The organism is Streptomyces sp. NPDC093591 (assembly GCF_044764885.1).
Lineage (GTDB): Bacteria > Actinomycetota > Actinomycetes > Streptomycetales > Streptomycetaceae > Streptomyces.
In genome coordinates this window covers 44,799-71,757 of the sequence record NZ_JBIWIY010000005.1, presented here as the reverse complement: position 1 = coordinate 71,757, position 26,959 = coordinate 44,799, and the positions used below count along the sequence as shown (strand labels likewise).

Annotated in this window: 20 protein-coding genes and 1 pseudogene; 11 read left to right on the top strand and 10 right to left on the bottom strand. The window is 70.5% G+C overall.

Features of this window, described 5'->3' with window-relative positions; genetic code table 11:
* Positions 1–267: 267 nt before the first annotated feature.
* From ACIREI_RS12480 to ACIREI_RS12465, 4 genes are all read left to right on the top strand, one after another.
* The gene (locus ACIREI_RS12480) at positions 268–1,482 is read left to right on the top strand and encodes a flavin-containing monooxygenase (RefSeq protein ID WP_403331066.1); all 1,215 of its coding nucleotides are present in this window, start codon (positions 268–270) and stop codon (positions 1,480–1,482) included.
* A 185-nt stretch (positions 1,483–1,667) separates the two neighbouring features.
* The gene (locus tag ACIREI_RS12475) at positions 1,668–3,185 is read left to right on the top strand and encodes a flavin monoamine oxidase family protein (RefSeq protein ID WP_403331063.1); all 1,518 of its coding nucleotides are present in this window, start codon (positions 1,668–1,670) and stop codon (positions 3,183–3,185) included.
* 143 nt (positions 3,186–3,328) lie between these two features.
* Positions 3,329–5,575 (top strand): acetate--CoA ligase family protein, encoded by a 2,247-nt coding sequence (locus ACIREI_RS12470; protein WP_403331060.1) that lies wholly within the window; start codon positions 3,329–3,331, stop codon positions 5,573–5,575.
* Between the two features lie 16 nt (positions 5,576–5,591).
* Complete coding sequence (locus ACIREI_RS12465; protein ID WP_403331058.1) at positions 5,592–6,434, top strand: enoyl-CoA hydratase/isomerase family protein; 843 nt, start codon at positions 5,592–5,594, stop codon at positions 6,432–6,434.
* A 3-nt stretch (positions 6,435–6,437) separates the two neighbouring features.
* Here ACIREI_RS12465 and ACIREI_RS12460 read toward each other — a convergent pair whose 3' ends face one another.
* The gene (locus ACIREI_RS12460; protein ID WP_403331055.1) at positions 6,438–7,370 is read right to left on the bottom strand and encodes a hypothetical protein; all 933 of its coding nucleotides are present in this window, start codon (positions 7,368–7,370) and stop codon (positions 6,438–6,440) included.
* 97 nt (positions 7,371–7,467) lie between these two features.
* Here ACIREI_RS12460 and ACIREI_RS12455 point away from each other — a divergent pair, with 97 nt between their 5' ends.
* The 4 genes and pseudogenes from ACIREI_RS12455 (at position 7,468) to ACIREI_RS12440 (ending at position 12,912) form a co-directional block, all read left to right on the top strand.
* Positions 7,468–8,115: a flavin reductase family protein gene (locus ACIREI_RS12455; protein WP_403331966.1), complete on the top strand. Its 648-nt coding sequence runs from the start codon at positions 7,468–7,470 to the stop codon at positions 8,113–8,115.
* A 696-nt stretch (positions 8,116–8,811) separates the two neighbouring features.
* A complete protein-coding gene (locus ACIREI_RS12450; protein ID WP_403331053.1) occupies positions 8,812–10,845 on the top strand; it encodes an RNase A-like domain-containing protein in 2,034 nt (677 codons plus the stop codon).
* An 11-nt stretch (positions 10,846–10,856) separates the two neighbouring features.
* Complete coding sequence (locus tag ACIREI_RS12445) at positions 10,857–11,552, top strand: hypothetical protein (protein WP_403331050.1); 696 nt, start codon at positions 10,857–10,859, stop codon at positions 11,550–11,552.
* Positions 11,553–12,048: 496 nt separating this feature from the next.
* Positions 12,049–12,912 (top strand): annotated as a pseudogene (locus ACIREI_RS12440) (IS5 family transposase).
* A gap of 9 nt (positions 12,913–12,921) precedes the next feature.
* Here ACIREI_RS12440 and ACIREI_RS12435 read toward each other — a convergent pair.
* Complete coding sequence (locus ACIREI_RS12435; RefSeq protein WP_403331047.1) at positions 12,922–14,238, bottom strand: MFS transporter; 1,317 nt, start codon at positions 14,236–14,238, stop codon at positions 12,922–12,924.
* 72 nt (positions 14,239–14,310) lie between these two features.
* Between ACIREI_RS12435 and ACIREI_RS12430 the strand changes: the two genes are divergently transcribed.
* Positions 14,311–15,489 (top strand): GlxA family transcriptional regulator, encoded by a 1,179-nt coding sequence (locus ACIREI_RS12430; RefSeq protein ID WP_403331044.1) that lies wholly within the window; start codon positions 14,311–14,313, stop codon positions 15,487–15,489.
* On the opposite strand, the gene ACIREI_RS12425 is transcribed toward ACIREI_RS12430, so the two are convergent.
* The 4 genes from ACIREI_RS12425 to ACIREI_RS12410 form a co-directional block, all read right to left on the bottom strand.
* Complete coding sequence (locus ACIREI_RS12425; RefSeq protein ID WP_403331042.1) at positions 15,397–16,650, bottom strand: MFS transporter; 1,254 nt, start codon at positions 16,648–16,650, stop codon at positions 15,397–15,399. The two genes, ACIREI_RS12430 and ACIREI_RS12425, sit on opposite strands and share 93 nt — an antisense overlap.
* A 316-nt stretch (positions 16,651–16,966) precedes the next feature.
* The gene (locus ACIREI_RS12420) at positions 16,967–18,016 is read right to left on the bottom strand and encodes an alcohol dehydrogenase catalytic domain-containing protein (protein ID WP_403331039.1); all 1,050 of its coding nucleotides are present in this window, start codon (positions 18,014–18,016) and stop codon (positions 16,967–16,969) included.
* Entirely contained in the window at positions 18,016–19,167 is a 1,152-nt protein-coding gene (locus tag ACIREI_RS12415) for an acyl-CoA dehydrogenase family protein (protein WP_403331037.1), read from the bottom strand. The genes ACIREI_RS12420 and ACIREI_RS12415 overlap by 1 nt, the downstream gene beginning before the upstream one ends.
* Before the next feature lie 117 nt (positions 19,168–19,284).
* Positions 19,285–20,196 carry an SDR family oxidoreductase gene (locus tag ACIREI_RS12410; RefSeq protein ID WP_403331034.1) on the bottom strand — a complete coding sequence of 304 codons (912 nt, stop codon included), beginning with the start codon at positions 20,194–20,196 and terminating at the stop codon, positions 19,285–19,287.
* Between the two features lie 95 nt (positions 20,197–20,291).
* Here ACIREI_RS12410 and ACIREI_RS12405 point away from each other — a divergent pair, with 95 nt between their 5' ends.
* Positions 20,292–21,218: a cyclase family protein gene (locus ACIREI_RS12405; protein ID WP_403331031.1), complete on the top strand. Its 927-nt coding sequence runs from the start codon at positions 20,292–20,294 to the stop codon at positions 21,216–21,218.
* A 367-nt stretch (positions 21,219–21,585) separates the two neighbouring features.
* Here the strand turns inward: ACIREI_RS12405 and ACIREI_RS12400 are convergent, their stop codons facing one another.
* The 3 genes from ACIREI_RS12400 to ACIREI_RS12390 all read right to left on the bottom strand — a co-directional run bounded on the left by ACIREI_RS12400 (position 21,586) and on the right by ACIREI_RS12390 (position 24,571).
* On the bottom strand, positions 21,586–22,062 hold the full coding sequence (locus tag ACIREI_RS12400) for an ATP-binding protein (RefSeq protein WP_403331029.1): 477 nt from the start codon (positions 22,060–22,062) through the stop codon (positions 21,586–21,588).
* Positions 22,063–22,555: 493 nt separating this feature from the next.
* Entirely contained in the window at positions 22,556–23,434 is an 879-nt protein-coding gene (locus tag ACIREI_RS12395) for an acyl-CoA dehydrogenase family protein (RefSeq protein WP_403331026.1), read from the bottom strand.
* Between the two features lie 3 nt (positions 23,435–23,437).
* Positions 23,438–24,571 (bottom strand): acyl-CoA dehydrogenase family protein, encoded by a 1,134-nt coding sequence (locus ACIREI_RS12390; protein WP_403331024.1) that lies wholly within the window; start codon positions 24,569–24,571, stop codon positions 23,438–23,440.
* Between the two features lie 151 nt (positions 24,572–24,722).
* Here ACIREI_RS12390 and ACIREI_RS12385 point away from each other — a divergent pair, with 151 nt between their 5' ends.
* The gene (locus ACIREI_RS12385; RefSeq protein WP_403331021.1) at positions 24,723–26,228 is read left to right on the top strand and encodes a class I adenylate-forming enzyme family protein; all 1,506 of its coding nucleotides are present in this window, start codon (positions 24,723–24,725) and stop codon (positions 26,226–26,228) included.
* A gap of 18 nt (positions 26,229–26,246) precedes the next feature.
* Here the strand turns inward: ACIREI_RS12385 and ACIREI_RS12380 are convergent, their stop codons facing one another.
* Positions 26,247–26,759, bottom strand: a complete 513-nt coding sequence (locus ACIREI_RS12380) for an EF-hand domain-containing protein (RefSeq protein WP_301999813.1) — start codon at positions 26,757–26,759, stop codon at positions 26,247–26,249.
* Positions 26,760–26,959: the final 200 nt, after the last annotated feature.

Below are 26,959 nucleotides of genomic sequence, written 5' to 3'. Positions count from 1 at the left end.
GACGACGCGGGCCACCTCCCGCACCCCGTCCACCCGAGGGCGGCGTACACCGACACCCCGTCGGAGTGCGCCGCCTCGTTCGTGTGCGCACGGCGATGTCCGGACCGCTCCATACCCACCCCACCCCCACAACAGCAGGGCCAGGCCCACAACCAGGCGATCTACGCCACAGACCCCACCCACCCCTCCTACAGCCGTGATCGATCCGCAACCAATTCCGGTCTTGACCGAGACCCATCAACCGGCTGCGTGATTACGCTCCCGACCATGGCCGACTCCACAGCGTCCCCAAACACCCCCGCGGAACCGGGACCTCCGACCCCTACGGACCGCCCCGTCTACGTCATCGGCGGCGGCCCCGGCGGACTCTCCGTCGCGTACGCGCTGCGCGCCCGGGGACTGCGCGCCGTGGTGCTGGAGAAGTCGGACCGGGTCGGCGCCTCCTGGCGACGCCACTACGACCGGCTCCATCTGCACACCACCCGACGGCTGTCGGGCCTGCCCGGGCTGCCGATGCCGCGCCGCTTCGGGCGCTGGGTGTCCCGGGACGACGTGGTGCGCTACCTGGAGAAGTACGCCGAGCACCACGACCTGGAGATCGTCACCGGCGTCGAGGTCTCCCGCGTCGAGCCCTCGCCCGACGGCTCCGGCTGGCTGCTGCACGCCACCGGCGGCCGTGAACTGACCGGCGCCGCGGTCGTCGTGGCCACCGGCCACAACCACACACCGCGCCTCCCGCACTGGCCCGGCCGGGACGCCTACGGCGGCGATTTCCTGCATGCCGGCGAGTACCGCAACCCGGCCCCCTACGCCGGCCGCGACGTCCTGGTCGTCGGCGTCGGCAACACCGGTGCGGAGATCGCCGTGGACCTGGTGGAGGGCGGGGCGGCGCGGGTACGGCTCGCGGTGCGGACGGTTCCGCACATCGTGCGCCGCTCGACCGCCGGGTGGGCAGCCCAGTTCACGAGCATCCTCGTACGGCGGCTGCCGGTCGGGCTCGTCGACCGGCTGGCCAGGCCCGTGGCGAAGCTCAGCGTGCCCGACCTGTCGGCCCAGGGCCTGCCTCGCCCCGACACCGGTCTGTACAGCCGGGTCAGGGAAGGCGCGATACCGGTTCTCGACGTCGGCCTCGTCGACGCCGTACGCAAGGGCCGGGTCGAGATCGTGGCCGCCGTCGACGGTTTCGAGGAAGGGAAAGTCATCCTCGCCGACGGCAGCCGCCTCTCGCCGGACGCCGTCATCGCGGCCACCGGATACGTCCGTGGGCTCGAAGGCCTCGTCGGCCATCTCGACGTACTGGACACGCACGGCAAGCCGGTGGCCCAGGGCGCCCGCACCCCCGCGAAGGCCCCCGGCCTGTACTTCACCGGGTACACCAACCCCATCAGCGGCAACCTCCGCGAGATGGCGATCGACGCCCAGAAGATCGCGAAGGCCATCGCCGGCGACCGCGGCCGACAGGTCTCCCGACTGCCCGGCTGACGCCCGCCCGGCCCACCCGGCCTCCCTTTCGCCCTGGCCACCCTTAACTCCCTTCCGTCAATCCGTTGTTACTTGCGGGTCAGAAGTTGCGTACGAGAGCTGTACCGCGCCACCGCACGGAGCCAGAATGTGAGCACTGTTCAACTTTCCGGCTCCACCCCCTCTCGCTACGACGGAGGACGCACGTGGCACGCGAAAGACAGCTCCCCCGGCTCCCCCAGCTCTCCCGCCGCTCACTTCTCGGTGGCGCGGCCGCCGCGGCCGGCGCCGCGACCCTCACCGCCACCGGCGCCGGTACCGCCTCGGCCGCGTCGACCCGCACGGTCGACGTCGCGATCGTCGGCGCCGGCCTGGCCGGCCTCACCGCGGCCCGCGACCTGGTCGCGGCCGGCAGGTCGGTCGCCGTCCTGGAGGCCCGCGACCGCGTGGGCGGCCGGGTGGTGGGTCTGAACCTGGCGAACGGCGGCGTCACCGAGGGCGGCGGCGAGTTCATCGGCCCCACCCAGGACCGCATCAAGGCCCTCGCCGACTCCCTCGGCGTACAGACCTTCGCCACCTACAACACCGGCAACAACCTCCTCTACAAGGACGGCAAGAAGACCCCCTACACCACCGACGGCATCCTCGGCGCGGTCCCGCCCATCGACGCGGCCGGACTCGCCAACGCCGCGATCGTGCAGGCCACGCTCGACGACCTCGCCAAGCAGATCCCGGTCGCCGCGCCCTGGACCGCCGCGAAGGCCGACGAATGGGACCGGCAGACCTTCGAGACCTGGCTGCGCGCCAACGCCGTCGTCCCGTCCGCCAAGTTCCTCTTCGACGTGGCCTGTACGTCGATCTTCTCGGCCGAACCCCGTGAACTCTCCTTCCTGTTCGTCCTCTTCTACATCGCCGCCGCCGGCGACGCCTCCCACCCCGGCACCCTGGAACGCCTCACCGAGACCGCGAACGGCGCCCAGGAACTGCGCTTCGTCGGCGGCTCCCAGCTGGTGCCGGTCAAACTCGCCGCCACGCTCGGCGACCGGGTGGTGCTGAACGCCCCGGTGCGCACGATCGCCCGCTCCGGCGGCGACCACGTCGTGACGGCCGACGGCATCACCGTGACCGCCAAGAAGGTCGTCGTCGCCGTACCCCCGCCGATCGCCGCCCGCATCTCCTACGACCCCCTCCTCCCGGCCGCCCGCGACCAGCTCACCCAGCGCCTGCCGATGGCCTCGGTCGGCAAGGCCATCGCGATCTACGACACCCCTTTCTGGCGCGCCGACGGCCTCAACGGCCAGGTCGTCAGCGACACCGGCGTGATCAGCTCCACCTTCGACAACTCCCCGCCCGACGCCTCCTACGGCGCCCTGATGGGCTTCATCGAGGCCGACGAGGCCCGCAAGCTGGACGCCGCGAGCGAGGCGGAGGTCCGGGCGGCCGTGCTGAAGGACTACGTCACCTACTTCGGCGAGAAAGCGGCCTCCCCCACCTCCTTCGTCCTGCAACGCTGGAACAACGAGGCCTACACCCGCGGCGGCCCCGTCTCCATCGCCGCGCCCGGCGTCCTGACCCAGTACGGCCCCGCCCTGCGCCGGCCCGTCGGCGGGATCCACTGGGCCGGGACGGAGACCTCCACCTACTGGATGGGCTTCATGGACGGGGCGGTGCGGTCCGGGGAGCGGGTGGCGAAGGAGGTGCTGGAGGCCCTGGAGGCACTCTGAGCCGTGCCCGGCGCGGTGCCGCCGCAAGGGCTCCTGCGTCGGCTCGCCCAACTTTGCGTGCACAGCCATTCCTGACGGAGTGTCAGTTCATTTAATCTGACACTGCGTCAGTTAATCGCTGTCACACAGGAGCGGGCGGACCGATGCTTGGATCAACCCACGGCACCCTCACCACCGACTCCCGCCGAGCCCGGGTCATCGCCTGTGGCGAGCAGCCCGGGCCCGCCGTCCACGGCCGCCCGGCCGAGGTCGACGATCTCGACGTCACCGGCCGTCCGCTCCACTCCGACGTGCCCGATCTGGACCGCTTCTTCCGGCCGGAGTCGGTCGCGGTGATCGGCGCCTCGGACGCCGAGGGCCGGCCGAACACCGGTGTCACCCGCCAGCTGATCGCCTGGTCCGAGCGCGTCGGCGCCCGGCTCCATCCGGTGCATCCGAACCGCCCGTCCGTCTTCGGCATCCCTTGCTCTCCTTCCGTCGCCGACCTGCCCGAGCAGGTCGATCTAGCCGTACTGCTGGTCGCCGACCCCCTTCCGGTGATCGAGGAACTGGCCGAGGCCAAGGTGAAGTTCGCCGTCGTCTTCGCCTCCGGGTTCGCGGAGACCGGCGAGGAGGGCGCCGCCGCGCAGGACCGGCTCACCGCCGCCGTCCAGCGGTCCGGTTTGCGGCTGCTGGGCCCCAACACCAACCTCAACGCCTTCGAACGCTTCCGCGACGACCTGGAGGGCCCCGCGATCGCCCTGATCACCCAGTCCGGCCATCAGGGCCGCCCCGTCTTCGCCCTCCAGGAGCTCGGCATCCGGCTGAGCCACTGGGCGCCCACCGGCAACGAGGCCGATCTGGAGACCGCCGACTTCCTCTCCTACTTCGCCGAACAGCCCGAGGTCGGAGCCATCGCCTGCTACGTCGAGGGCCTCAAGGACGGCCGGTCCTTCCTGCTCGCCGCCGACCGGGCGGCCCGCCGCAAGGTGCCGGTCGTCGCCGTCAAGGTGGGCCGTACCGAGACCGGCGCGCGCACGGCCGCCTCACACACCGGCAAGCTGACCGGCGCCGACGCGGTGGTGGACGCGGCGATGCGGCAGTACGGGGTGATCCGGGTCGATGGCCTGGACGAACTCCAGGACACCGCGGCCCTGTTGGCCCGCGCGCGGCCGCCCCGCGCCGACGGCGTCGTCGTCTATTCGATCTCGGGCGGCACGGGCGCGCACTTCGCCGACCTGGCCGCCGAGGCGGGGCTGAGGCTGCCGGCCCTCTCTGCCGACAAGCAGGCCGAGCTGCACCAGTGGATACCCGAGTACCTGAGCGTGGCCAACCCGGTCGACAACGGCGGCCATCCCGTCGGCGACTGGCGCGGCCGGAAGATCATCGACGCGATCCTCGACGACCCCGCGGTCGGGGTGCTGATCTGCCCGGTCACCGGCCCCTTCCCACCGCTCAGCGACCGGCTCGTCCAGGACCTGGTGGACGCGGCCGAGCGGACGGACAAGCTGGTGTGCGTGGTGTGGGGGTCGCCGGTCGGCACCGAGCCGGCGTACCGCGAGGTGCTGCTCGGGTCCTCGCGCGTGGCCACCTTCCGCACGGTGGCGAACTGCATCACCGCCGTCCGCGCCTACCTCGACCACCACCGCTTCGTCGCCGGCTACTGCTCCCCCTTCGACGAGGCCCCCCGCACCCCCTCGCCGTCCTTCCGCAAGGCGCAGGCGCTGATGCGCCCCGGCCAGCAGTTGAGCGAGCACGCGGCGAAGCAGTTGCTGCGGGCGTACGGGATCCGCGTCCCGCGCGAGCAGTTGGTGACCAGCGCGGCGGCCGCCGTACGGGCCGCGGGCCTGGTGGGCTACCCCGTGGTGATGAAGGCGTCCGGCGCGCGGATCGCCCACAAGACCGAGCTGGGCCTGGTGCGGATCGGGCTCACCTCTGCCAGCCAAGTACGTGACACCTACCGCGAGTTGACGGAGATCGCCCGCTACGAGGACGTCTCCCTGGACGGCGTCCTGGTCTGCCAGATGGTCGAGCGGGGCGTCGAGATGGTGGTGGGTGCCACGCACGACGAGCTGTTCGGCCCGACCGTTACGGTCGGACTCGGCGGAGTGCTCGTGGAGGTGCTGGGCGACACCGCCGTACGCGTGCCGCCCTTCGGTGAGGAGCAGGCGCGGGACATGCTCGCCGAACTGCGCGGGCGGGCCCTGCTCGACGGGGTCAGGGGGCGCCCCCCGGCGGACCTCGAAGCGCTCGTGGAAGTCGTCCTGCGGGTGCAGCGCATGGCCCTGGAACTGGAGGACGACCTCGCGGAGCTCGACATCAACCCGCTGATGGTGCTGCCGCAGGGGCAGGGGGCCGTGGCGCTGGACGCCTTGGCCATCTGCCGGCCGGCCCCTGAACAGCCGTCGTAAGAAGCGGAGTACCCCCATGACTTCCTCCCCCGAAAAGTCCGTCGAACCAGAAACCGAGCCGGAATTTCCCGCTGAGTCATTGGTACAGCACGCCACTGACAATCGGGTCTGCCGCATCACCCTCAACCGACCCGATGCCCTCAACGCCATCACCCCTGACCAGCGCGAACGCATCATCCACCTGCTCGCCGACGCCTCCGCGGACCCCGGCGTGCGGGCCGTCGTGCTGACCGGCACGGGCCGTGGCTTCTGCGCGGGCGCGGACCTGCGGGGGGCGGCGGCCGGAGCGGAGCGCGTCGCCGGTGACGTCGCCCGCACGCTCCGGCTCGGGGCCCAGCGGCTGATCGCCGCCGTCCTGGACTGCGAGAAGCCGGTGATCGCCGCGGTCAACGGCACCGCGGCCGGTCTCGGCGCGCATCTCGCGTTCGCCTGCGACCTCGTACTGGCCGCCGAATCGGCGAAGTTCATCGAGGTGTTCGTCCGCCGCGGCCTCGTCCCCGACGGCGGCGGCGCCTATCTCCTGCCCCGCCTCATCGGCCTTCAGCGGACGAAGGAGCTGATGTTCTTCGGCGACGCGCTCACCGCCGCGGACGCGGAGCGGCTGGGCCTCGTCAACCGCGTCCTGCCGGACGGGGAGTTGGACAAGACGGCCCGCGAGTGGGCCGAACGCCTCGCCACCGGCCCGACCCGCGCCCTCGCCCTCACCAAGCAGCTCGTCAACGCCTCCCTCGACACCGACCGCACCACCGCCTTCGCGGCGGAGGCGGCCGCGCAGGAGATCAACATGACGACGGAGGACGCGCGGGAGGGGGTGGCGAGTTTCGTGGAGCGCCGGGGGGCCGCGTACAAGGGGCGGTGACCGTCAGGAGGTCCGCGTCAGGATCCGCAGGTCACCCGCGTCCGGGTCGCCGAACAGGACGAAGAGCTCGGGCTCGTCTTCCGTGCCGCCGATCGTCCAGTACGTGTCCCGCCCGCATTCGCCGTCGAGTCGTACGACCACGGCACGGCGACCGCTCTGCTCACCGGGTGACCAGCTACCGGTGCCGTCGCACACGTCACTCGCATCCGGATACCAGTCGCCGGACTTCGATTGGGCGGGCAGTCTGCTCGCCCGGACCCGTCCGCCCGTGTCCAATCGGAGCACAGCCCCGTCCTCGCCACGCCAGACTCCGGCGATCTGCTCGGCGGACAGCTTCGGGGGCTCGTACTCCTCGATCAGTCCCGCGACCGTGGCCGGTACGGCGACCGCGATCACCAGCATGAACAGCGCGACGGAGAGCAGCGCCGAGCGGAGCCACACGTCCCACGTCCGCCACGGCCGGCCCGTGGCACGCGCGCGTGCGCGTACGTATCCGAGACCGAGTACGGGCAGCACGCCCAGGGCCGCCAGTGCGGCGGCCGTGTGGCTGAACGGCCAATTCCACAGCGCTGTGGTCAGTGCAGCCCACACCGCGCCGACAGCCGTCGTGCCCAGCAGGTGCCAGGCCCAGCGGGGCCCGCGAAGGCGGTTGGCCGCCAGGCGGGCGAGGGCGTCGGCCGGTCCGATGTGCGCGGCCGCGTGGAGGATGCCGAGCACCGGCAGGATCAGCGGCATGAAGAGGAGCATGCAGACCAAGCCGAAGGCGCCGCCGTAACCGATGTCGTAGTCGTCATTGCCGGTGACCTCGATCACCCACCAGCACAGCCACGCCGCCGGCATCTGCGCGGCGGCGATCGCGGCAGCCGTGATCAGCTGGGCGGACCCCGTGGTCGAGCCGACCGGTCCGTGTTCCCGCTGTATGTCTCCCCACCCCATGGGCGGAGCGTACGCAGGGCTTTTCCGCGTGCCCGCACACCCCTTCCAATCTGACACAGCGTCAGCTTCAATGGTCGGTGTGATGGGACACGCAGGGATGGCGGCAGCCGCCGTCCGCTACCTCAGGTCGGCCGACGCACCGCCCGTGGAGGCGCTGCCGCGCCCGGCGCTGCGATGCGTCGGCGAGGACGAGCGGGCGCCGGTCGGACAGGCCGAGTTCCGTCGGGTGCTGGGGAACTTCGCGACGGGCGTGGCCGTTGTCACGTCACCAGGCACCACCGACGCGCCACAGGCCCCCTCCCCAACCCCAGCGCCAGCCCACAGCCCCTCTCCCGCTCCTGCATCCGACCCCGGCCCCGCACCCGCCGGCTTCGCCTGCCAGTCCTTCTCCTCCCTCTCCCTCGACCCGCCCCTGGTCGCCTTCATGGTCGGCCGTACGTCGACGACGTGGCCGCGCATCGCCCGCGCGGGCGTCTTCTGCGTGAACGTCCTGAGCGCCGGCCAGGGCGAGTTGTGCCGCGCCTTCGCGGTGAGCGGCGCGGACAAGTTCGCGGGGGTCACGTACGACCCGGCCCCGGTGACCGGCTCCCCACGCCTCGCGGGGACGCTGGCGTGGATCGACTGCACGATCCACGCGGTACACACGGGGGGCGACCATCTGATCGTGGTCGGCCGGGTGGAAGCCCTGGGCGCGAGCGAGGGGGACGAGGCGCCGCTGCTGTTCCACAAGGGGCGGTTCCTCTAAGCGTCCTCGGGACCTCAACTAGGGTCCGTCTTCAAACGGATCTTGCCCAGAGCAGGAACGGCGCGAGTGTGACCGCCGCTTCGTAGGCGGTGCAGACCTTGCGGCAGAGCGGCGCCGAGGGCGCCGACCCTGACCGGATTCGTGCGCTGCACTCCGGCCTCGGCGCCCCACGGAACGGACCGATGCGGACCAGGTCCTGCCGATCCATCCCCACCGCGTTCAGTTCCGCGGCCGCCCCGACGCACCCGGGCCTCCGCAACACTCCACTGATTGCCGCTCGTCTTCACTGTCGCCATCACTTGGCCGCCGAGCAGGACGTACCCCGCCCAGGCATGGGCAGGAGGGCGGGTGAATGCCCCAGAAGCCGTCGGCACAGCGCTGTCGGCCGTCAGATCGACCCACAGAGCGTCCGTGGCACCCAGTGTGATGAGGCCGTCCGTGCGACCGGGCATGGCACGCTCTGACTTAGCGACAGGCTAACGGCCTGCAACTCGGCAACGGGTTCCAAGCGCCTCGGTCAGCCGGGTCACCGCCCGCAACTCCCTATTCCTGAGCATCTGGTTCGTCAGCACTCCCGTGTGGCGATTCAAACTCAACCCATCCCGTATGCTACCGATCGGTAATATAGGGGATTGGGGCATGCGGTGCCCGTCGGCTGACCACCGGCGGATGTGTGCCCTCCGGCACAGGGCGTTTATGAACCGCTTTAAATTGAAAATAGTCACTCTGCTCACCCTCCTCAGCGTTTCCTTCACGCTGGGCCTGGGTGAGGACAGCGCGCTCGCTGCGCAGAGCGTCCAGCTCGCCCGGGCCGAGACACAGCTCGGTGCCGCCGAGGCCAGGCTCGATGCCGACCGGCTCGCCGGCATCATCGAGGGAACCGCCGCACTGTCCGGCTGCGACAAGAAGCCGCTGCTGGAGAAGCCCGCCTGCTACCGCGAGTTCGCGACCAAGGCGCTCAAGGTCGGGGCGGGTATCGGCCTGTTCGCGTATGGCATCCACTACCTGCATAAGGACACCGTCGAGCACTTCGGCACGGTGAAGAAGCAAGCCGCGGGGCTCAAGAAGCTCACGGACGCTTTCAAGGAGGATCCGTCCAAGATCACGGATCCGGAGTACCGCAAGAAGGTCGAGCAGCAGATCCGCGCGGCGGCCACCGGAGCCAAGACCGACATCGACAAGCTGATCAAGGATGTCCTCGAGACCATCGAGACCATCCTCGTCATGATCGAGTTCGCGCTGATCCTGATCAAGCTGACGGTCGGGCTCGCGCAGCTCGTGGGTGATCCGGAGTTCAAGAAGGCGTTCGGCGGGCTGCGCAAGGACCTCGACGACATCGGCAAGGCACTGGACGACATCAACGCCGGTTTCGCCCAGATGAATCGCGGACTGGCCGAGATGAACTCCGCGGTGGACGACATCAACCAGGCCCTGGGCGAAATGAACCACGGCATCAGCAAGGCCAACCAGGGGATGGACACGCTGAATGCGGGCATCGGCGACGCGAACAAGGGCATGGACGCCATGAACAAGGCCGTGCCCGATATCAAGAAGGCCGCGCAGAAACTCCGCGAGGTGCCTGCCTTCGAGTTCGACTTCTCCGACCTCGGCAAGACCTGGAGCGACGGCTCCTCCGGCCTGGACACCGACGAGCAGCAGCGCCGGATGTCGATCCTGCTCGGCCTGCTGCCGGGCATCGGCGACGGCAAGGGCATCGTCGAGGCCGTCACGGGTAAGGACGTGGCCACCGGTGAGCACGTCGGCGGCTTCGACCGGGCGCTGGGCTCCCTGGCCGTCATGCGCTGGCTCAAGCTCGGCGGCAAGCTCCTCCCGGACGACATCCTGGCAGCGCGCAAGACCGACGACATCTTCCAGTGCAACAGCTTCCCGGCCGGCACGCGGGTGCTGCTCGCTGACGGCTCGTACAAGCCGATCGAAGGAATGCGGGCCGGTGATCAGGTGCTGGCCACCGATCCAGGGGGCGACGCAGAACTGACGCTGCCCCGGCCGGTGGTGTCCACGCCGTACACGTCCCAGTACACCGACAAGACCTTCGTCCGCCTGACATTGGATGGCCACGACAGCGCGGTCACCTCGACCGACAACCACCGGTACTGGCTGCCCGCACGGCAGGCATGGGTCCCGGCCGGCGAGATACGTGTGGGCGACCGGCTGCGCACCTCCGAGGGCACCGAGACCACGGTCAGCGGCATCAGCCGCTCGCATGGCCGGCAGGACACCTACGACCTCGACGTCAGTGGCATCGACAGCTACTACGTGCGCGCAGGCAACCAGGACGTCCTGGTCCACAACTGCACCGACCTGGCGCGCGCCGAGCGGATGTTCCCGGGCGTTGCCCACACCCTGGACGAGCACGTCAACGTCACCCGGCAGCAAATGCACAACCTGGCCATCGAGAAGACGCGGAAGATCGGCCGACCCACCCCCAACTCTCGGTGGGCGAGTCAGGACCTCGCGCAAAAGGCCGTGAACCAGCTCGTCGACCAGAACAAGGACCGCATCCAGAAGTTCGTGCAGGACGCGGGCAAGCCAGGCAAGCCGCAGCAACTCACCCTCAAAGGAACATACGGCACCGGATCGCTCGGCGACAGCGTCGATCACCTCGGCAACTACAGCTCGACCACGAGTAATGGCTTCAAGGTGACCCTTGTCGCGAAGAAGGGCCACAAGCCCGGCGGTTTCTACGTCCTGACCGCCTACCCGGAGTAAGGAGCCGAACCATGCACGATCCCGCAGCACAGCACGAGGACATGACCTTCGACTTCGGAGCCACCGCTCTGGGAGCGTCGTACCACGGCGACTGGATGCTCGACGCCGAGAACGAACTGGACCACGTCGTCCGGTGGTACGGCCTGGACGGTGACCTGGCTGACTCGGAGGGTGACCCTACTGGCCTCCTGCTGCTCATCGAGGACGTCCTGCGGCTGCGGGAATCTCACCTCCAAGGCGAGGAACTCAACGTGCTGTGGCGTGCCACGGACCAGCCGCTCGGCGGCTCCCCGGAGATCCGCGGCCGGGAGCGGGCGTGGCTGGACGAGCTGCTCTCAGTAGTCGTCCCGTTCGCGCAGACACTCGGCGCCTCGCCCGCCTCCTGCGCCACCTACCCGGCGTGCGTACCGGACGGCACCAGCCCAGCAGCAGCCGAACACCGGCAGCGCACCGCAGAGGTGGTGGACCTCGTTGCCCTGCTCAACCAGCAGGGCAACGACCCCATCCCCCTGCCCGACATGCGAGCGGCCCTGGTTCGCTGCGCCGAGACCGTCTGCTCCGAACTGGCATTCCGCTTCCTGCTCCGCGCCATGCAGCGCTATCGGATGCCCCTGACCCCACAGATCTACACCCGCCTCGAAACCCTTGGCAGCGCCTTCGGCTACGGCCCCCACGTCGTCGACGAGATCGCCAACCTCGTCGAATGAGACGTGCATGACGCGGGTCTCCAGGACCTGACCGATGGTCCTGGAGACCGAGGTGGTCGCTTGGAGCAGCTGAAGCAGTCGATAGGAGAGGCAATCCGAGGGCCCCGATCACTCACCGGTCGGGGCCCTCACCCCTGACTGGTTGCAGCTCGTCGTCCCGCAAAGCCCCACGGTCCCCGCCAAGTGACTGTCTGCAAGCCGTCCCGGCATGGCTCTGGCCCCTATAGCGACACTGCTGCGCCATTCCTGATGTCAGGCGATGAGCCGGTAGTTGAGCCGTTCGAGGTTGCTGGTGCGGTGCGACCGAGGGGCTGTCGGCCCAGTGAGCTCAGTGGGAGTCGGCGGTCGTCTGGTTGCATTCGTACTCGTCCAGTATTGCGCACAGTATGACGATGAGAATGCTGCAGATCAGGAGAGCGAAACCAGACAACAGCTTGGTCCGCGCGCTGCACTAGGGTCGGTCTTCAAAGATCACCGAGTGGTGGATCACGGCGGGGTGGGACGTCGTCATGAACTCACTGACCAGGAGTGGGAGTTACTCGCTCCGCTGATACCGCGGGCCGCGACAGGCCGGCCTCGTGTGGAAGACCGGCAGGTCATCAATGGGATGGTCTACAAGATCCGGACCGGCATCTCCTGGCGTGACCTGCCGGATCGCTACGGCCCGTGGAAGACGGTTTACACCCGCTTCCGTCGGTATGCGCTGGATGGCGTGTTCACTCGAGCCTTGCAACAGATCCAAGCCCAGGCTGACGCGGCCGGTGACATCGACTGGCTGGTCCAGATCGACTCCACCATCGTCCGCGCCCACCAGCACGCCGCAAGCACCGGCAGAAAAAGGGGGCAGCAGCGGCAGGACGAACCGGACGATCACGCCCTCGGCCGATCCCGAGGAGGCCTGACCACCAAGATTCACCTCGCCTGCGACGGCAAGGGCGGCCCGCTTGCGATCCTCGTGACGCCCGGCCAACGCCACGACAGCGTCTGCGCAGGCCCTCTTCTGGAACGGATCCGCGTCCCTCGCACCGGCCCGGGCCGACCACGCTGCACGCCTGATCAAGTCATCGCGGACAAGGCCTAGAGCTCACGGGGCTTCCGCGCCTACCTGCGAAAACGCGGCATCGCACACATCATCCCCGAGAAGATCGACCAGCGTCGGCACCGGCTGGGCCGCGGCCGCCGCGGCGGCAGGCCACCAGGATTCGACCGGGATACCTACCGCCGGCGCAACATCATCGAGCGCTGCTTCAACCGGCTCAAAGCCTTTCGCGGCATCGCCACCAGATACGAAAAGACCGCTACCTCCTACGAAGCGGCGGTCACACTCGCGTCGTTCCTGCTCTGGGCAAGATCCGCTTGAAGACGGACCCTAGGACGCCATCGCGACAGGAGCCGTCCGCCGCCGGATCACCAGTGCCATCAGCGCCGCCGCCGCGCACAGGGCCCCCGACGCGTACCAGACCATGTCGTACTCACCGAAGACGTCCCGCACGACCCCGCCGAGGAAGGCCACCAGCGCGGCGCCGACCTGGTGGGAGGCGAGGACCCAGCCGAAGACGATCGCGCTGTCGTCGCCGTACTGCTCCCGGCACAGGGCGACGGTGGGCGGGACGGTGGCGACCCAGTCGAGGCCGTAGAAGACGATGAAGAAGATCATCGGCGGGTGGAACGACTGCCCGCCCGCCGTCACGAGCAACATCGGCAGGAACAGCAGCGAGACACCGCGCAGGGCGTAGTAGACCGCGAGCAGGCGGCGCGGCTCGAAGCGGTCGGTGAGCCAGCCGGAGGCGATCGTGCCGATCACGTCGAACACGCCGATGACCGCGAGCAGTGAGGCGGCGGCCGGGACGGGCATGCCGTGGTCGTGGGCGGCGGGCACGAAGTGGGTCTGGATGAGGCCGTTGGTGGAGGCACCGCAGATCGCGAAGGTGCCGGCCAGCAGCCAGAAGGGGCCGGTGCGAGCCGCCGAGAAGAGCACCGTCACCGCCCGGCGCGCGGCGCCCGGCATGGGGGCGGGCTTCGGCACGAACTCCTTCGCACCGTACGGCGCCACACCCACGTCGGCCGGGTGGTCGCGCAGCAGCAGCCAGACGAACGGGACCACCACGAGGGCCGCGAGGGCGACCGTGACGGCGGCCGGGCGCCAGTTGCCCGCATCGACCATCAGGGCCAGTACGGGCAGGAAGATCAGCTGGCCGGAGGCCGAGGCGGCGGTGAGGATGCCGGTGACCAGACCACGCCGCTCGGTGAACCAGCGGTTGGTGACCGTCGCGGCGAAGGCCAGCGCCATCGATCCGGTGCCGAGGCCCACCAACAGGCCCCAGCACAGCAGCAGTTGCCAGGCCGCCGTCATCCACACCGTCAGGCCCGAGCCGAGCGCGATCATGACGAGCGCGACCGCGACCACGCGCCGGATGCCGAAGCGGTCCATCAGGGCGGCGGCGAAGGGGGCGGTGAGCCCGTACAGCGCCAGATTGATCGAGACAGCGGCACCGATGGTGCCGCGGGACCAGCCGAACTCCTGGTGCAGCGGGTCGATGAGCAACCCCGGCACGGAACGGAACGCGGCGGCGCCGATGATCGTCACGAAGGCTACGGCGGCGACGAACCACGCCCGATGGATGCGGGAGCCCTTGATCGGCCGGATGTCCTCTGCGGTGGCTGCCGCCTTCGTTGTCTGGGTCACGACATAGAGCTTCGGGCCTGTGATCGGCCCGAAACGAGTGGCCCGAAGGACAGTATTCGTTAGGATCGGGCCATGGAGGCGGAGACCGAGTACACGGAAGCCCCGGCCACGAAGACGGGGCACGCGGCGAACCCGAACACACGGGCGCAAGGCCCGGCGGCTACGGACACGCCGACGCAGGACACGCCGACACAGGGCACGGCGGCCCCGGACACGCAGACCGAGGGCACGGCGGCCAAGGACCGCCACTTCCGGCCGCACCGCACGGTCGTCCTCGCCCTCGACGGCGCCCTCCCCTTCGAGCTGGGCATCCCGCACCGCATCTTCGGCCGGCCCAAGGATGCCCAGGGACGGCATCTGTACGAGGTCATCACCTGTTCCATCCGGCCGCCGGGCCCCGTGCAGACCGACGCCGACTTCGCCATCCAGGTCGAACACGGGCCGGAGGCCCTCGCCACCGCCGACACCGTGATCATCCCGGCGTCGTACGAACTCGGCCCGGTCTTCGAGGAGGGCGTCCTCACCGACCAACTGGCCGCCGCACTCGCCCACATCCGCCCCGGGACCCGGCTCGCCTCGATCTGCACCGGCGTATACGTCCTGGCCGCCGCCGGCCTCCTCGACGGCCGCCCGGCCACCACTCACTGGGCGGACGCCGAGCGCTTCCAACGGCTGTTCCCGAGGACCAAGGTCGACGCGGACGTCCTGTTCATCGACGACGGCGACATACTGACCTCGGCCGGGGTCGCGGCCGGGATCGACCTGTGCCTGCACATGGTCCGCCGCGACCACGGGACGGCGATCGCCAACGAGGTGGCCCGCCGCACGGTCGTACCGCCCCACCGGGACGGCGGCCAGGCCCAGTACATCCACCGCCCGGTCCCCGACCCCCAGCAGGCGTCCACGACGTCGGCCCGCGCGTGGGCCCTGGGCCGGCTCCACGAGCCGATCCAGTTGCGGGACATGGCCGAGCAGGAGGCCATGTCCGTGCGGACCTTCACGCGCCGCTTCCGCGAGGAGGTCGGCGTCAGCCCCGGCCAGTGGCTCACCCAGCAGCGCGTCGAACGCGCCCGGCACCTGCTGGAGTCCACCGACCTGTCCGTCGACCAGGTCGCCCGGGACGCCGGCTTCGGCACCGCCCAGTCGATGCGACAGCACCTACAGGCCGCGCTGGGCGTCACACCCACCAGCTATCGGCGCACCTTCCGTGCGGGCGGCAGCCCCAACGCCGCTGTCTTCAACGGCACTTGAGACGTCCCGGCGAGCCTCTCCCCACCAGCCGAGCGCCGTCAGCAGCAAGGTCACCGCCACGCCGGCCAGGATCGCCGTGGACGGCGCGACCACCTGGAGCAGGCCGCCCGCGAGGGAACCCGTCGCCGCGTAGCCCGCCCCCGCGGCGGCGTACATCACGGAGTAACCGGCGGCCAGGGCTCCCGGCGGCAGGGCCTCGCGCAGGGAGAGGTTGCGGGTGATCAGCGCGCCCGCCTGCAGCGTGCCCGCCAGGACGAGCGTGCCCGCGATCCCGGCCGCCCCCGGTATCAGCGCGGCGAGGGTCACGAACGCCGACATGCCGCACATCAGCACCACACTGCGCGCGCGGAGCCGCCCCGGCCACGACCGGAGGCCGTACAGGAACGCCCCGAGCCCAGCCCCCGTCGCCATGCCCGCCAGCATCGGGCCGGACCAGCCCACGCCGATGCCGCGCTGCTCGAGCAGGGCGGGCAGGGTGAGTTCGGCGAGGCCGAGCAGGGTGAGGCTGGCAGCGCCCGTGACGTACACCGGCCAGGCGTGTATCAGCACGCGGATCCTCGCCCGGCCCGCCTCCCCGTCCTGGTCCCCCTTGCCCCAGCCGGCGGGCAGCAGCCAGTGGCCCGCGATCGACGACGCCATCAGGGCGGCCGCGAGGAGCAACGGCACCCGTGGCGCCACCCCGAGGGCGAGGCCCGCGACCGCGACCGGCGAGACGGCCCACACGCCCGACATCAGCATCGACTCGGCGGACAGCGCCTGCGCCACGGCACGCTCCGGGACCAGCGAGGTCAGCAACGCCCGCTGACCGCCGGCGGCCGCGGCCGGCGCCCCACCGGCCAGGAAGGCGAACGCCCCCAGCACCACGGGGTGCGCCCCGGCCAGCACCCCGAGTCCCGCGAACCCCACCGTCCCGCCCACGAGCCCGACGGCCAGATGACGCCGGCCGCGCGCCGGGTCCAGCCGCATCCCGAGGACCGGGGCGGCGATGATCTCGCCCAGCACATAGGCCGCCGCGAGCGTCGCACCCAGGGTGTAGCCACCGGGCCGCTCCCGCACCAGGAACACCAGGGCCAACGGCGCCATGGCGACCGGCATACGAGAGGCGACGGCGGTGCAGGCCCAGATCAGGACCTGCCTGGAGGCGACGTCTCGATAGGTCATGGAGACGACGGTAGGCGCCGCCACTGACACCACGGCAGCACATTTCCGGGCCTGTGGAAAACGGCCAGGAGGAGCCTCGGAGCCCGCGGAGCCTCAGCGTCCGCGGAGTCTCAAATGCCGCGGAGCCTCAAAGGCCGAGAAACCTCGGAAGCCGAGGACCCCCACGAAGCCGAGGGATCTCTGAGGCCGAGAACCCGCAGAAGCCGAGCTACCTCTACCGCCAAAACCCCGCAGAAGCCGAGCCACCGCTACCGCCAAAACCCCGCAGAAGCCGAGCCACCGCTGCCGCCAAAGCCCGCGCAACCCAAGGGCGCCCTCAAAAGGTGAGCACCGCCCGAGCCACCTTCCCCGCCTCCGCGTCCGCCGCCGCCCTCTCGAACTCCTCGACCGGATACGTCTGCGTCACCAGCTCGTCCAGCAGCAGCCGCCCGCCCCGATACAACTCGGCGTACAGCGCGATGTCCCGCTGTGGCCTCGACGACCCGTACCGGCACCCCAGGATCGACTTGTCCAGGTACATGGAGGACACGACGAACGAGGCCTCGGCACCGGCCGGCGGAACCCCCAGCAGAACCGCCTGCCCATGCCGGTCGAGCAGATCCACGGCCGCCCGGATCAACTCCACCCGCCCCACGCACTCGAAGGCGTGGTCCGCCCCCGCGGGCAACAGTTCCCGCACCCCCTCCACCGACGTCAGGAAGTCGGTCGCCCCGAACTGCCGCGCCACCGCCTCCTTCGCCGGGTTCGCGTCCACGGCGACGATCCGCAGCGCCCCCGCGATCCGGGCCCCCTGAACGACGTTGAGACCGATACCGCCGGCACCGATCACGACCACGCTGTCCCCACGGTCCACCTTCGCCCGGTTGAGCACGGCGCCCACCCCGGTCAGCACCCCGCACCCGATGAGCGCGGCCGAGGTCAGGGGAATGTCCTTCGGAATGCGCACCGCCTGCACGGCCTTCACCACGGTCCGTTCCGCGAAGGCGGAGTTGGACGCGAACTGGAAGAGGGGCCGCCCTCCGCGCTCGAACGGCCGGCCGGGCCGCCCTATGGCGTGCCGGCACATGGTCGGCCGGCCTCGGTCGCACTCGGCGCACGTCCCGCAGTTGGCGAGTGTGGACAGGGCCACATGGTCTCCCGGCACGACATGGGTGACCCCCACACCCACCGCTTCCACCACGCCGGCCCCTTCATGGCCCAGCACCACAGGAACGGGAAAAGGTATGGTCCCGTCCACCACGGACAGATCGCTGTGGCACAGCCCCGCGGCCGAGACCGCGACCAGCACCTCGCCCGGCCCCGGGTCCCGCACCTCGAGGTCGTACAAGACCTCGACCCGCTTGCCGTCGAACACCACGCCGCGCATCACGCAACCCCCTTGGGTTCCCTTGGCAGCCCGAGCACCCGCTCGGCGATGATCGTGCGCTGGACCTCGTCCGACCCGCCGTAGATGGTGTCGGCGCGGGAGAACAGGAACAGATGCTGCGCCTCGTCGAGTTCGTACGGCGTCGAAGGCGACCATGCCCCGGGCCCGACTCCCGCCGCCGCCCCCCGCACCTGCATCGCCAGCTCCCCGAGCCGCTGATGCCAACCGCCCCAGAGCAATTTGGCCACACTGGGCGCCCCCGCGTCCCCGGCCCTGCCGAGCGTGCGCAACGCGTTCCAGCGCATCACCCGCAGCTCGGCCCACTGCCGCACCAGCCGCTCCCGCACGACGGGATCCCCGACCGCCCCCGACTCGACGGCCGCCCGCACCACCCGCCCCAGCTCAGCGGCGAACCCGACCTGCTGGGCGAGCGTCGACACGCCCCGCTCGAACCCGAGCAGGCTCATCGCCACCTTCCATCCCGCGCCCTCACCTCCGACGACGTGCTCCACGCGCGCGTGCGCACCGTCGAAGAAGACCTCGTTGAAGTCGCTCGTGCCGGTCATCTGACGGATGGGCCGGACTTCGACGCGACCCGGCTGGTCCATGGGGACGAGCAGAAGGCTGAGGCCGTGATGGCGCCGGGAGTCCGGCTCGGTACGGGCCAGCACGAAGCACCAGTCGGCCTCGTGGGCGAGAGAGGTCCAGATCTTCTGCCCGGTGACGCGGTACGTCCCGTCCGGGGCGCGTTCGGCTCTGGTACGAACCCCTGCGAGGTCGGACCCCGCACCGGGTTCGCTGTACCCCTGGCACCAGAGCTCGTCCCCAGCGGCGATCGGCGGAAGGAACCGGCTCTTCTGCTCCTCGGTGCCGTGGGCGATGAGGGTAGGCGCCAGAAGGTTCTCCCCGATGTGCCCCGATCGCGCAGGCGCGGCCGACCGGGCGTACTCCTCGGCCCAGGCGACCTGCTGGGTGAGCGTGGCGGTCCGATTGCCGTAACCGGGCTCACCCCAACCAAGCCCGATCCACCCGGCCTTGCCAAGGGTGCGTTCCCACGTGCGCCGATCCTGCGCGTCCTTGGCATGCCCATCAAGCCACGCCCGAGCTTCCACACGAAACGCCTCGTCCTCAGGCGCAAACCCGAAGTCCATACGGATCTCCTCATAATCTCCGAGCATGGACAACGCCCTGTTTTCAAGGGGCGCGAGGAACTGCGGGACCAGCCACAGACAACCCGCAGCCGCCAGCCAATCCCCGCCCCCGAGCTCTTAGGCGTTAGGCCGCGCCCTCTCGGCGGCAGCCCTCCGCATCGCCTCCACCCGCTCCAGCATCGGCATCGGATCCACCCCCACCGACCCCGGCAGCACCTCCGCGATCCGCTCCGGCGTCCACCCGCCGGAGGCGTACGCCGAGCGCAGCTCCCGCGGCTGCGCCCACACCGCGATCCTCGCCCCCGCGACCGTGTACACCTGCCCCGTGACCCCCTGCTCCCGAGCGGGATCCGACAGCAGGTAGACCACCAAGGCGGCGACGTCCTCCGGCTCCCCCATCTCCGCCAACTCCGTGGGAACCCCCGCCGACATCCGCGTACGGGCGACGGGCGCCACCGCGTTGGCGGTCACCCCGTACCGGTGCAGGCCCAGCGCGGCGCTGCGCACCAGCGAGATGACCCCGCCCTTCGCCGCGCTGTAGTTCGCCTGCGACACCGACCCCTGGTGATTGCCGCTGGTGAACCCGATCAAGGTCCCCGCCCGCTGCTCGCGCATCACCGCCGACGCGGCCCGGAACACCGTGAAGGTTCCCTTCAGATGCGTGGCGACGACCGGGTCCCACTCCTCCTCGGTCATGTTGAACAGCATCCGCTCGCGCAGGATCCCGGCGACGCACACGGCCCCGTCGAGCCGCCCGTAGGCCGACATCGCCGTGTCCACGACCCGCTGTCCACCGGCCATGGTGGACACGTCGTCGGCCACGGCAACGGCCTCCCCGCCCGCCGCCTCGATCTCCTTGACGACACCTTCGGCGACCTCACTCGTGGGCGAGACCCCGTCCACGGACACCCCGTAGTCGTTGACGACCACCCGCGCTCCCTCGGCCGCGGCCGCCAGGGCCACCGCCCGCCCGATGCCCCGCCCAGCGCCCGTCACGGCGACGACCTTGCCTGCCAAGAAGTTCCCCATGCCCCGGCCCCTTCCCGCAGTTTCTGACGGTCCGTTAGATTCGACTCGATTCTACGACCCGTCAGATACGCGGAGACAAGCCCCGGGGAGGACTCATGTCACTGCCGGAGGAGTTCCACGAGATCGCCAAGCGCGTGAACAACTGGGGGCGTTGGGGAGCCGACGACGAGATCGGCACCCTCAACCTCATCACCGACGAGGTGGTCCGCGAGGCGGCCGCCTGCGTCCGCACCGGCCGCCGGATCCCCCTCGCCCTTCCCCTGCGACAGGACGGCATACAGACCGGCATGATCCCGGGCCGCGTCAACCCGCTGCACGCCATGGTGCAGATCAACCAGGAGATCTTCGGCCCGGGAACCGTCGCGTGCAGCGACGACGCCGTGACCATGGGGCTGCAGGCCGCGACCCACTGGGACGCGCTCATCCATGTCTCCCACTCGGGCCGGATCTACAACGGCCGCCCCGCCGGCACCATCACCCCGCACGGCGGCGCCGAGTTCAGCGGCATCGACAAGGCGCGGCACATCGTCTCGCGGGGCGTGCTGCTGGACGTGGCACGCGCGCGTGGCGTGGCCCGGCTCGACGGCGGGCACGCGGTCACCCCGGAGGACCTGGAGGCGGCGGAGGAACTCGCGGGCACACGCGTGCGTGCCGGCGACATCGTGCTCGTACGGACGGGGCAGATGCAGGTCTGTCTCGCCGGCGACAAGCACGGGTACGGCTATCCCTCGCCGGGTCTGTCGATCCGTACGCCGGAGTGGTTCCACGCGCGCGATGTGGCGGCCGTCGCGAACGACACCCTCACATTTGAGATCTTTCCGCCCGAGGTCGAGGACCTGTGGCTGCCCGTGCACGCGCTCCACCTGGTGGAGATGGGGATGCTCCAGGGCCAGAACTGGAATCTCGAAGAGTTGTCCACAGCCTGTGGACAAGAGGGTCGCTACACGTTCCTGCTGTCGGCGATGCCCGAGCCCTTCGTCGGCGCTACGGGAACTCCCGTGGCACCCGTGGCCGTGCTCTGAACGAGGTCGGCTGGCGGCGCGGCAGTGATCGCCCCGAGCACGGCACCGCGCGCCGCCATCCGACTCCGGCGTACCCGCCCCAGCTCTCCGGGCCCTGAGAGAACCGACGCCGAATCACGACCCACACTCGGCGAGGGCCTCCGTCACCGAAACCCTCGTCGTCCCCTCGCGGCGAATCGCTGACCACAAGCGTGATCAACCGGACACTCGGCGTCAACACCCACTCGGGGATTTGTTACTTACGCCCCATTTACAGAAGCCGCGCACGGAAGCACGCCCGGGCGCACCAACACCCACGAGGACAGGGGCGACAGCGCTTTCTGCAACCATGCACCGAACCCCGCGCAGTTGGCAGGGCGTGCGCCCGTCACACCGCTTCGTACGCGAGCCCCTCATACGCCGACGCCCCGCTCCCGTAGGCGGAAGAGGGACCCCTGGACTCCGCTTCGCGGTCCAGTTCACACCAGATCCGCTTGCCGGCGCCCTCACAGCTCCAGCCCCACCGGTCCGCGAGACCGTCGACGAGCGCGAGGCCCCGCCCCCCGGTCGCGTCGCCGTCGGCGCACCGGGGCACGGGCGCGCGGTCGCTGCGGTCGGCCACCTCCAGCCGTACGGTGGCGGACTCCTGGGCCACGCCCGGCAGGGACAGACGCAGCACGGCCGGGCAACCGGTGTGCACCACGGCGTTGGTGACCAGTTCGGAGACGAGCAGGATCAGCGTCTCGGCGAGCGGTTCGTCGGCCTCTATCCCCGACCCGGCAAGCCGCGAGCGGGCCCACCGCCGGGCCCGCCCCACTTCAGCGGGGTCGGGCCGGATCTCCAGCTGCACTTGAAGCACCTGCACCGCTCACACCATCCGAACCGGCGGACACTTGACCCCGCGCCTCACGAGGGCCACGATCCTAGCCATTCTTTTCATGGCCAGAACAATGGCCAAAGCCAGGGTCACGGAACGTGAATCCCTTAGCTGACAGCATGGTTGACGTACAGTCACCCCAACAAGCGCTTCGGGCATATTCCAGCGCGAAGGAGTACCCCTGCGGCATACTGTGCGACGCTTGTTGCGGGGAGTCGAACAGGCGGGGGCGGAGAGCCCTCCCGCCCTGCGAGCACTGGCGCGCACCGCCGGATCCGGCGCCGCCTCAAGGGCAACTCCGGCATGGCTCGTGCTCGGAACCACTCGCATCTCACACAAGGTACCGGAGCGGGCAGTCGACTCCAGGCCGTGACGAGTCACGCGTAGGACACAACCCGATATCAACGCTCCGTAATTCCGGTATGCCACAATCCGCGACATCCATACCGGCACCCTCGGCGATGCCGCAGACCAGGCCGTCTTAGCTCGACTGTGCGAGCAGCTCGGCGGCCAGACACTCCTCACTCTCCGTAGCGCCACCCGCACGGTACGTCCGCACCCATGCGCGCTTGAGATGCAGATGAACCTCGAACTCCCAGGTGAATCCCATGCCGCCGTGCACCTGAAGACAGTCGCGGGCGCCCCGCACGGCGGCCTCGTCGGCGAGCAGCCGGGCGGTGTCGATGTCGGCCTGACCGGCGGTGACGGCCGCGGCGTAGACGGCGGCGCGGGCCGTCTCGGTCCGCACCAGCATGTCCGCGCACAGATGTTTCACCGCCTGGAAACCGCCGATCGGCTGCCCGAACTGCTCGCGGGCCCGGGCGTGTTGCACGGCCAGCTCGCACGCGCGCGTGGCGCTGCCGAGTTGCTCGGCGGCGGTCAGGAGTACGGCCACGGGGTCCACGTCACGGGCCGCGGGAACCCGATGGAGGGGCGTCAGCGGATCGACCGACCGCAGCGGTACGGCCGCCGCCGCGTCCCCCCGTACGACGTCCGCCTCGGTGAGCCACTCCACCAGGCCGTATCCGCCGACGTCCGCCACGACCGCCTCCCCGGTGGCCGCGCCCGGCACCTCCCCCGCCGCGAGATGGGTGGCCACCAAGGGCCCGGGCAGCAGCACGCGCCCCGCCTCCTCGAAGGCCAACACCGCCTCGGGCAGCCCGAGTCCGACCCCACCCTGCGCCTCCGGCAGCCGTAGCGCGAAGAACCCTGCCGTGCCGAGCTCCCGCCACAGCGCCCGGTCCAGGCGGCCGGGCTCGTCGACGGCTGCCCGCAGGGCGTCCCGGCCGAAGCGCCGCGCCAGCAGCTTCCGCACTCCGTCCCGCAACGCCCGCTGGTCCTCGGTCAGTTGGAAACGCATCCGTCACCGCCCCTTCGGCAGCCCGAGGATCCGCTCGGCCACGATGTTCCGCTGGATCTGCGAGGTGCCGGCCGCGATGGTGTACGACAGCGAGGACAGCCGGTCGAGCACCCACGGCCGGTCCAGGTCCAGCGCCGCCGGCCCCAGTACGTCGGCTGCGGCGTCGTAGAGCTCCTGGCGGGCGTGCGAATACCTCAGTTTGAAAACCGAACCCCCGACCCCCGGCACCCCGCCCGACCGCTCCGCCTCGCTCACGTTCCACTGCGTCAGCCGCCACAGCGCCCGGAACTCGGCGTTCAGCCGTCCCAGCCGTCGCCGCAGCACCGGATCGTCCCAGCGCCCGTTCTCGCGCGCCGCAGCGGCGAGTTCGCGCAGCACGCGCCGGCAGGCGACGACCTCGCCCACGAAGGCCGTACCGCGCTCGAAGGACAGGGTCACCATCGTCACGCGCCAACCGTCGTTCTCGTCCCCGACCCGGTTGGCGACCGGCACCCGCACCTCGTCGAGGAACACCTCGGCGAACTCGGCGGACCCGGCAAGGGTCTTCAGCGGCCGTACGGTGATGCCCGGCGCGTCCATGGGCATCGCGAGCCAGGTGATGCCCCGGTGTTTCGCCGCCGCCGGATCCGTCCGCACCAACAGCTCGCACCAGTCGGCCACTTCGGCATGGGAGGTCCAGATCTTGGACCCGCTCACCACATAGTCGTCGCCGTCCCTACGCGCGCGCGTGCGCAGTGCCGCGAGGTCGGATCCGGCGTCCGGTTCGCTGAAGCCCTGGCACCAGACCTCCTCCCCGCGCAGGATCGGCGGCAGCCAGCGCGCCCGCTGCTCGGCGCTTCCCTCGGCTGCGATGGTCGGCCCCGCGTGGAGCAGTCCGACGAAGCCCGCGCCCACATAGGGCGCGCCCGCTTTCTCGGTCTCCTCCAGGAAGATCAGCCGCATGGTCGGGGAGGCGTCCCAGTGGACGTCGGCGTACCCGGCGTCGTACAGCCTGCGCTGCCAGCCGAGGTCGTAGGCGCGGCGCCCCGGCCAGTCGTCCGGGGAGGGCTTCGGCGGGAGCGTGGGCAGCACCTCGGCCAGCCACTTCCTCAGCCGGGCGCGGAACTCGTCCTCTTCCGGTGTGTGGGCGAGGTCCATGTGCGGCCACTCCATATCTGATGTGCCGTCAGATACCGCTCTGCGGGAAGGCTAAGTCCCGCACCCCTGGACCGACAAGGCGGCGAGGCCTACGCTCTGCCCACGATCTGACAGACCGTCAGCTATGTCTCTTCGGTGGCAGGGGGCCGTCATGAACGACACCGCTCACGCCCTGAGTTCCGCGCGCACCCTCTGGGACCTGGTCGCCGGCCGGGCCGACCGGACCCCCGACCGTCCCGTCCTCCTCCAGAACGAGCGCTCCCTGTCCTTCGGCGACCTACGCGCGCGTGCCGAGCGCGTGGCGGCCGGCCTGTACGACATGGGCGTACGCCCCGGGACGGTCGTCGCCTGGCAGCTGCCCACCCGCATCGAGACAGCCCTGCTGTCCTTCGCGCTGGCCCGCCTGGGCGCCGTGCAGTCGCCGGTCATCCCGTTCTACCGGGACCGCGAAGTCGGCTTCGCGCTGCGCGAGTCGAAGGCGGAGTACTTCGCGGTGCCGGGCGAGTGGCGGGGCTTCGACCACGCGGAGATGGCGCGGCGACTGGGTGCGAAGGGGGTCTTCGAGGCGTACGACAGCCTGCCCGACGGCGATCCGTCGGTCCTGCCCCCACCGCCCTCCGAGGGCACCTCGGTGCGCTGGATCTACTGGACCTCGGGGACGACGTCCGACCCCAAGGGCGTCCTGCACACCGACCGCTCACTGATCGCGGGCGGCTCCTGCCTGGCACATGCGCTGCGCCCGACCGCCGACGACGTGGGGTCGATCGCCTTCCCCTACGCCCACATAGGCGGCCCGGACTACATGGTGATGCTGCTGCTGTACGGCTTCCCGGCGGTGATGTTCGAGCAGTTCGCGCTGCCGGACGCGCTGGCGGCGTACCGCGAGCACGGGGTGACGATCGCCGGCGGGTCGACGGCCTTCTACTCGATGTTCCTGGCCGAGCAGCGCAAGGAGCCGGGCGGCGGGAAGGTCGTCCCCTCGCTGCGGCTGCTGGCGGGGGGCGGGGCTCCGAAGCCGCCGGAGCTGTATCACGCCGTGGTCCGCGAGATGGGGGTGCAGCTCACCCACGGATACGGCATGACCGAGGTGCCGATGATCACGATGGGGGCGCCGGACGACACAGCGGAGAACCTGGCGACGACCGAGGGACGGCCGCCCGAGGAGATGGAGATCCGGATCGTGGACGGGGAGGTGCGGCTGCGCGGGGAGGCGGTGTGCCGGGGCTATCTGGATCCGGCGCAGACGGCGCGGGCCTTCGACGAGGACGGGTTCCTGCGGACCGGTGACCTCGGCCATCTGACGGACAGCGGGCATCTGGTGCTGACCGGCCGCCTGAAGGACGTGATCATCCGCAAGGGCGAGAACATCTCGGCGAAGGAGATCGAGGACCTGCTGCACCGGCATCCCGCGGTCGGCGACGTGGCGGTGATCGGGCTGCCGGACGCGGAGCGCGGGGAGCGGGTCTGCGCGGTCGTGGAACTGCCGGCGGGCGCGGAGGAGCCGACCCTGGCGGCGCTGACGTCGTATCTGCGCGGGGAAGGGCTGTCGACGCACAAGCTGCCCGAGCAGCTGGAGGTGGTGGACGCCCTTCCGCGCAACGACACCCTGCGGAAGGTGCTCAAGTACAAGCTCAGGGAGCGCTTCTCGGGGGCGTAGGGGGCCGGGGTGCCGGTCTCACTCGGGCACGGTGAAGTAGCGGGCGAACGCGGTGACGATCTCGCTCTCGGCCACCTTGCCGTCGCTGTCCGCGTCGAGCGTGCCGGCGGCCGCCTGGGCGACGTCCCGCTGTACGCCGAGGCAGACGAGCACGCGCGCGGTGTCGGCGACGGTGGCGGATCCGTCGCCGTCGGGGTCGGCCACGGCGAGGGCGGCGTGCAGGAAGGGGCGGGCGATCTCGGCGAACCGGTCCGGGTTGTCACGCAGCCGCTTGACCGCGCCGTTCACGAACTCCTCGCGGGTGATGCGCTGGTCGCCGTCCCGGTCCGCGATCCCGGCCATGCCCTGCCAGAACGCCTCCGCGCCGATGTACAGGGCCTGGCCCTTGTCGGAGCGGGCCGTGGTGCCGAACTCCGCGAGCAGCGCCTTGGCCGCCGCGCTGAAGTCCTCCCGGTCGATGTAGCCGTTGCCGTCCTGGTCGAAGGTGGCGAACCGGGCGGCGATCCTGCGCTCGTACTCGCTGCTGACCATGTCTTATCGGGCCGCCTTACGTCACGTGGGGTGCATCTCGCACGGAGCGTACGACGCCGGGGGGCGTCCGGGCGCCCGAAAGCGGCGGTTGTGCCAAGACCGGGGGAATTTCGGGACAACGGTGTGGCACTTCGGTGGGGCACTTCGCGTGTGGTGTCGCCGCGGTCGGGATCGGGAGCCGTCAGGCCGAACGGCCGGAC

Bases quoted from the DNA above. Each gene is read 5' to 3' on its own strand.
- ACIREI_RS12385 (WP_403331021.1), top strand. From the start codon at position 24,723: ATGAACGACACCGCTCACGCCCTGAGTTCCGCGCGCACCCTCTGGGAC.
- ACIREI_RS12420 (WP_403331039.1), bottom strand. From the start codon at position 18,016: ATGCGCGGCGTGGTGTTCGACGGCAAGCGGGTCGAGGTCTTGTACGAC.
- ACIREI_RS12390 (WP_403331024.1), bottom strand. From the start codon at position 24,571: ATGGACCTCGCCCACACACCGGAAGAGGACGAGTTCCGCGCCCGGCTG.
- ACIREI_RS12415 (WP_403331037.1), bottom strand. From the start codon at position 19,167: ATGGACTTCGGGTTTGCGCCTGAGGACGAGGCGTTTCGTGTGGAAGCT.
- ACIREI_RS12480 (WP_403331066.1), top strand. From the start codon at position 268: ATGGCCGACTCCACAGCGTCCCCAAACACCCCCGCGGAACCGGGACCT.
- ACIREI_RS12465 (WP_403331058.1), top strand. From the start codon at position 5,592: ATGACTTCCTCCCCCGAAAAGTCCGTCGAACCAGAAACCGAGCCGGAA.
- ACIREI_RS12425 (WP_403331042.1), bottom strand. From the start codon at position 16,650: ATGACCTATCGAGACGTCGCCTCCAGGCAGGTCCTGATCTGGGCCTGC.
- ACIREI_RS12380 (WP_301999813.1), bottom strand. From the start codon at position 26,759: ATGGTCAGCAGCGAGTACGAGCGCAGGATCGCCGCCCGGTTCGCCACC.
- ACIREI_RS12455 (WP_403331966.1), top strand. From the start codon at position 7,468: ATGGCGGCAGCCGCCGTCCGCTACCTCAGGTCGGCCGACGCACCGCCC.
- ACIREI_RS12395 (WP_403331026.1), bottom strand. From the start codon at position 23,434: ATGCGTTTCCAACTGACCGAGGACCAGCGGGCGTTGCGGGACGGAGTG.
- ACIREI_RS12460 (WP_403331055.1), bottom strand. From the start codon at position 7,370: ATGGGGTGGGGAGACATACAGCGGGAACACGGACCGGTCGGCTCGACC.
- ACIREI_RS12470 (WP_403331060.1), top strand. From the start codon at position 3,329: ATGCTTGGATCAACCCACGGCACCCTCACCACCGACTCCCGCCGAGCC.
- ACIREI_RS12430 (WP_403331044.1), top strand. From the start codon at position 14,311: ATGGAGGCGGAGACCGAGTACACGGAAGCCCCGGCCACGAAGACGGGG.
- ACIREI_RS12410 (WP_403331034.1), bottom strand. From the start codon at position 20,196: ATGGGGAACTTCTTGGCAGGCAAGGTCGTCGCCGTGACGGGCGCTGGG.
- ACIREI_RS12445 (WP_403331050.1), top strand. From the start codon at position 10,857: ATGCACGATCCCGCAGCACAGCACGAGGACATGACCTTCGACTTCGGA.
- ACIREI_RS12405 (WP_403331031.1), top strand. From the start codon at position 20,292: ATGTCACTGCCGGAGGAGTTCCACGAGATCGCCAAGCGCGTGAACAAC.
- ACIREI_RS12450 (WP_403331053.1), top strand. From the start codon at position 8,812: ATGAACCGCTTTAAATTGAAAATAGTCACTCTGCTCACCCTCCTCAGC.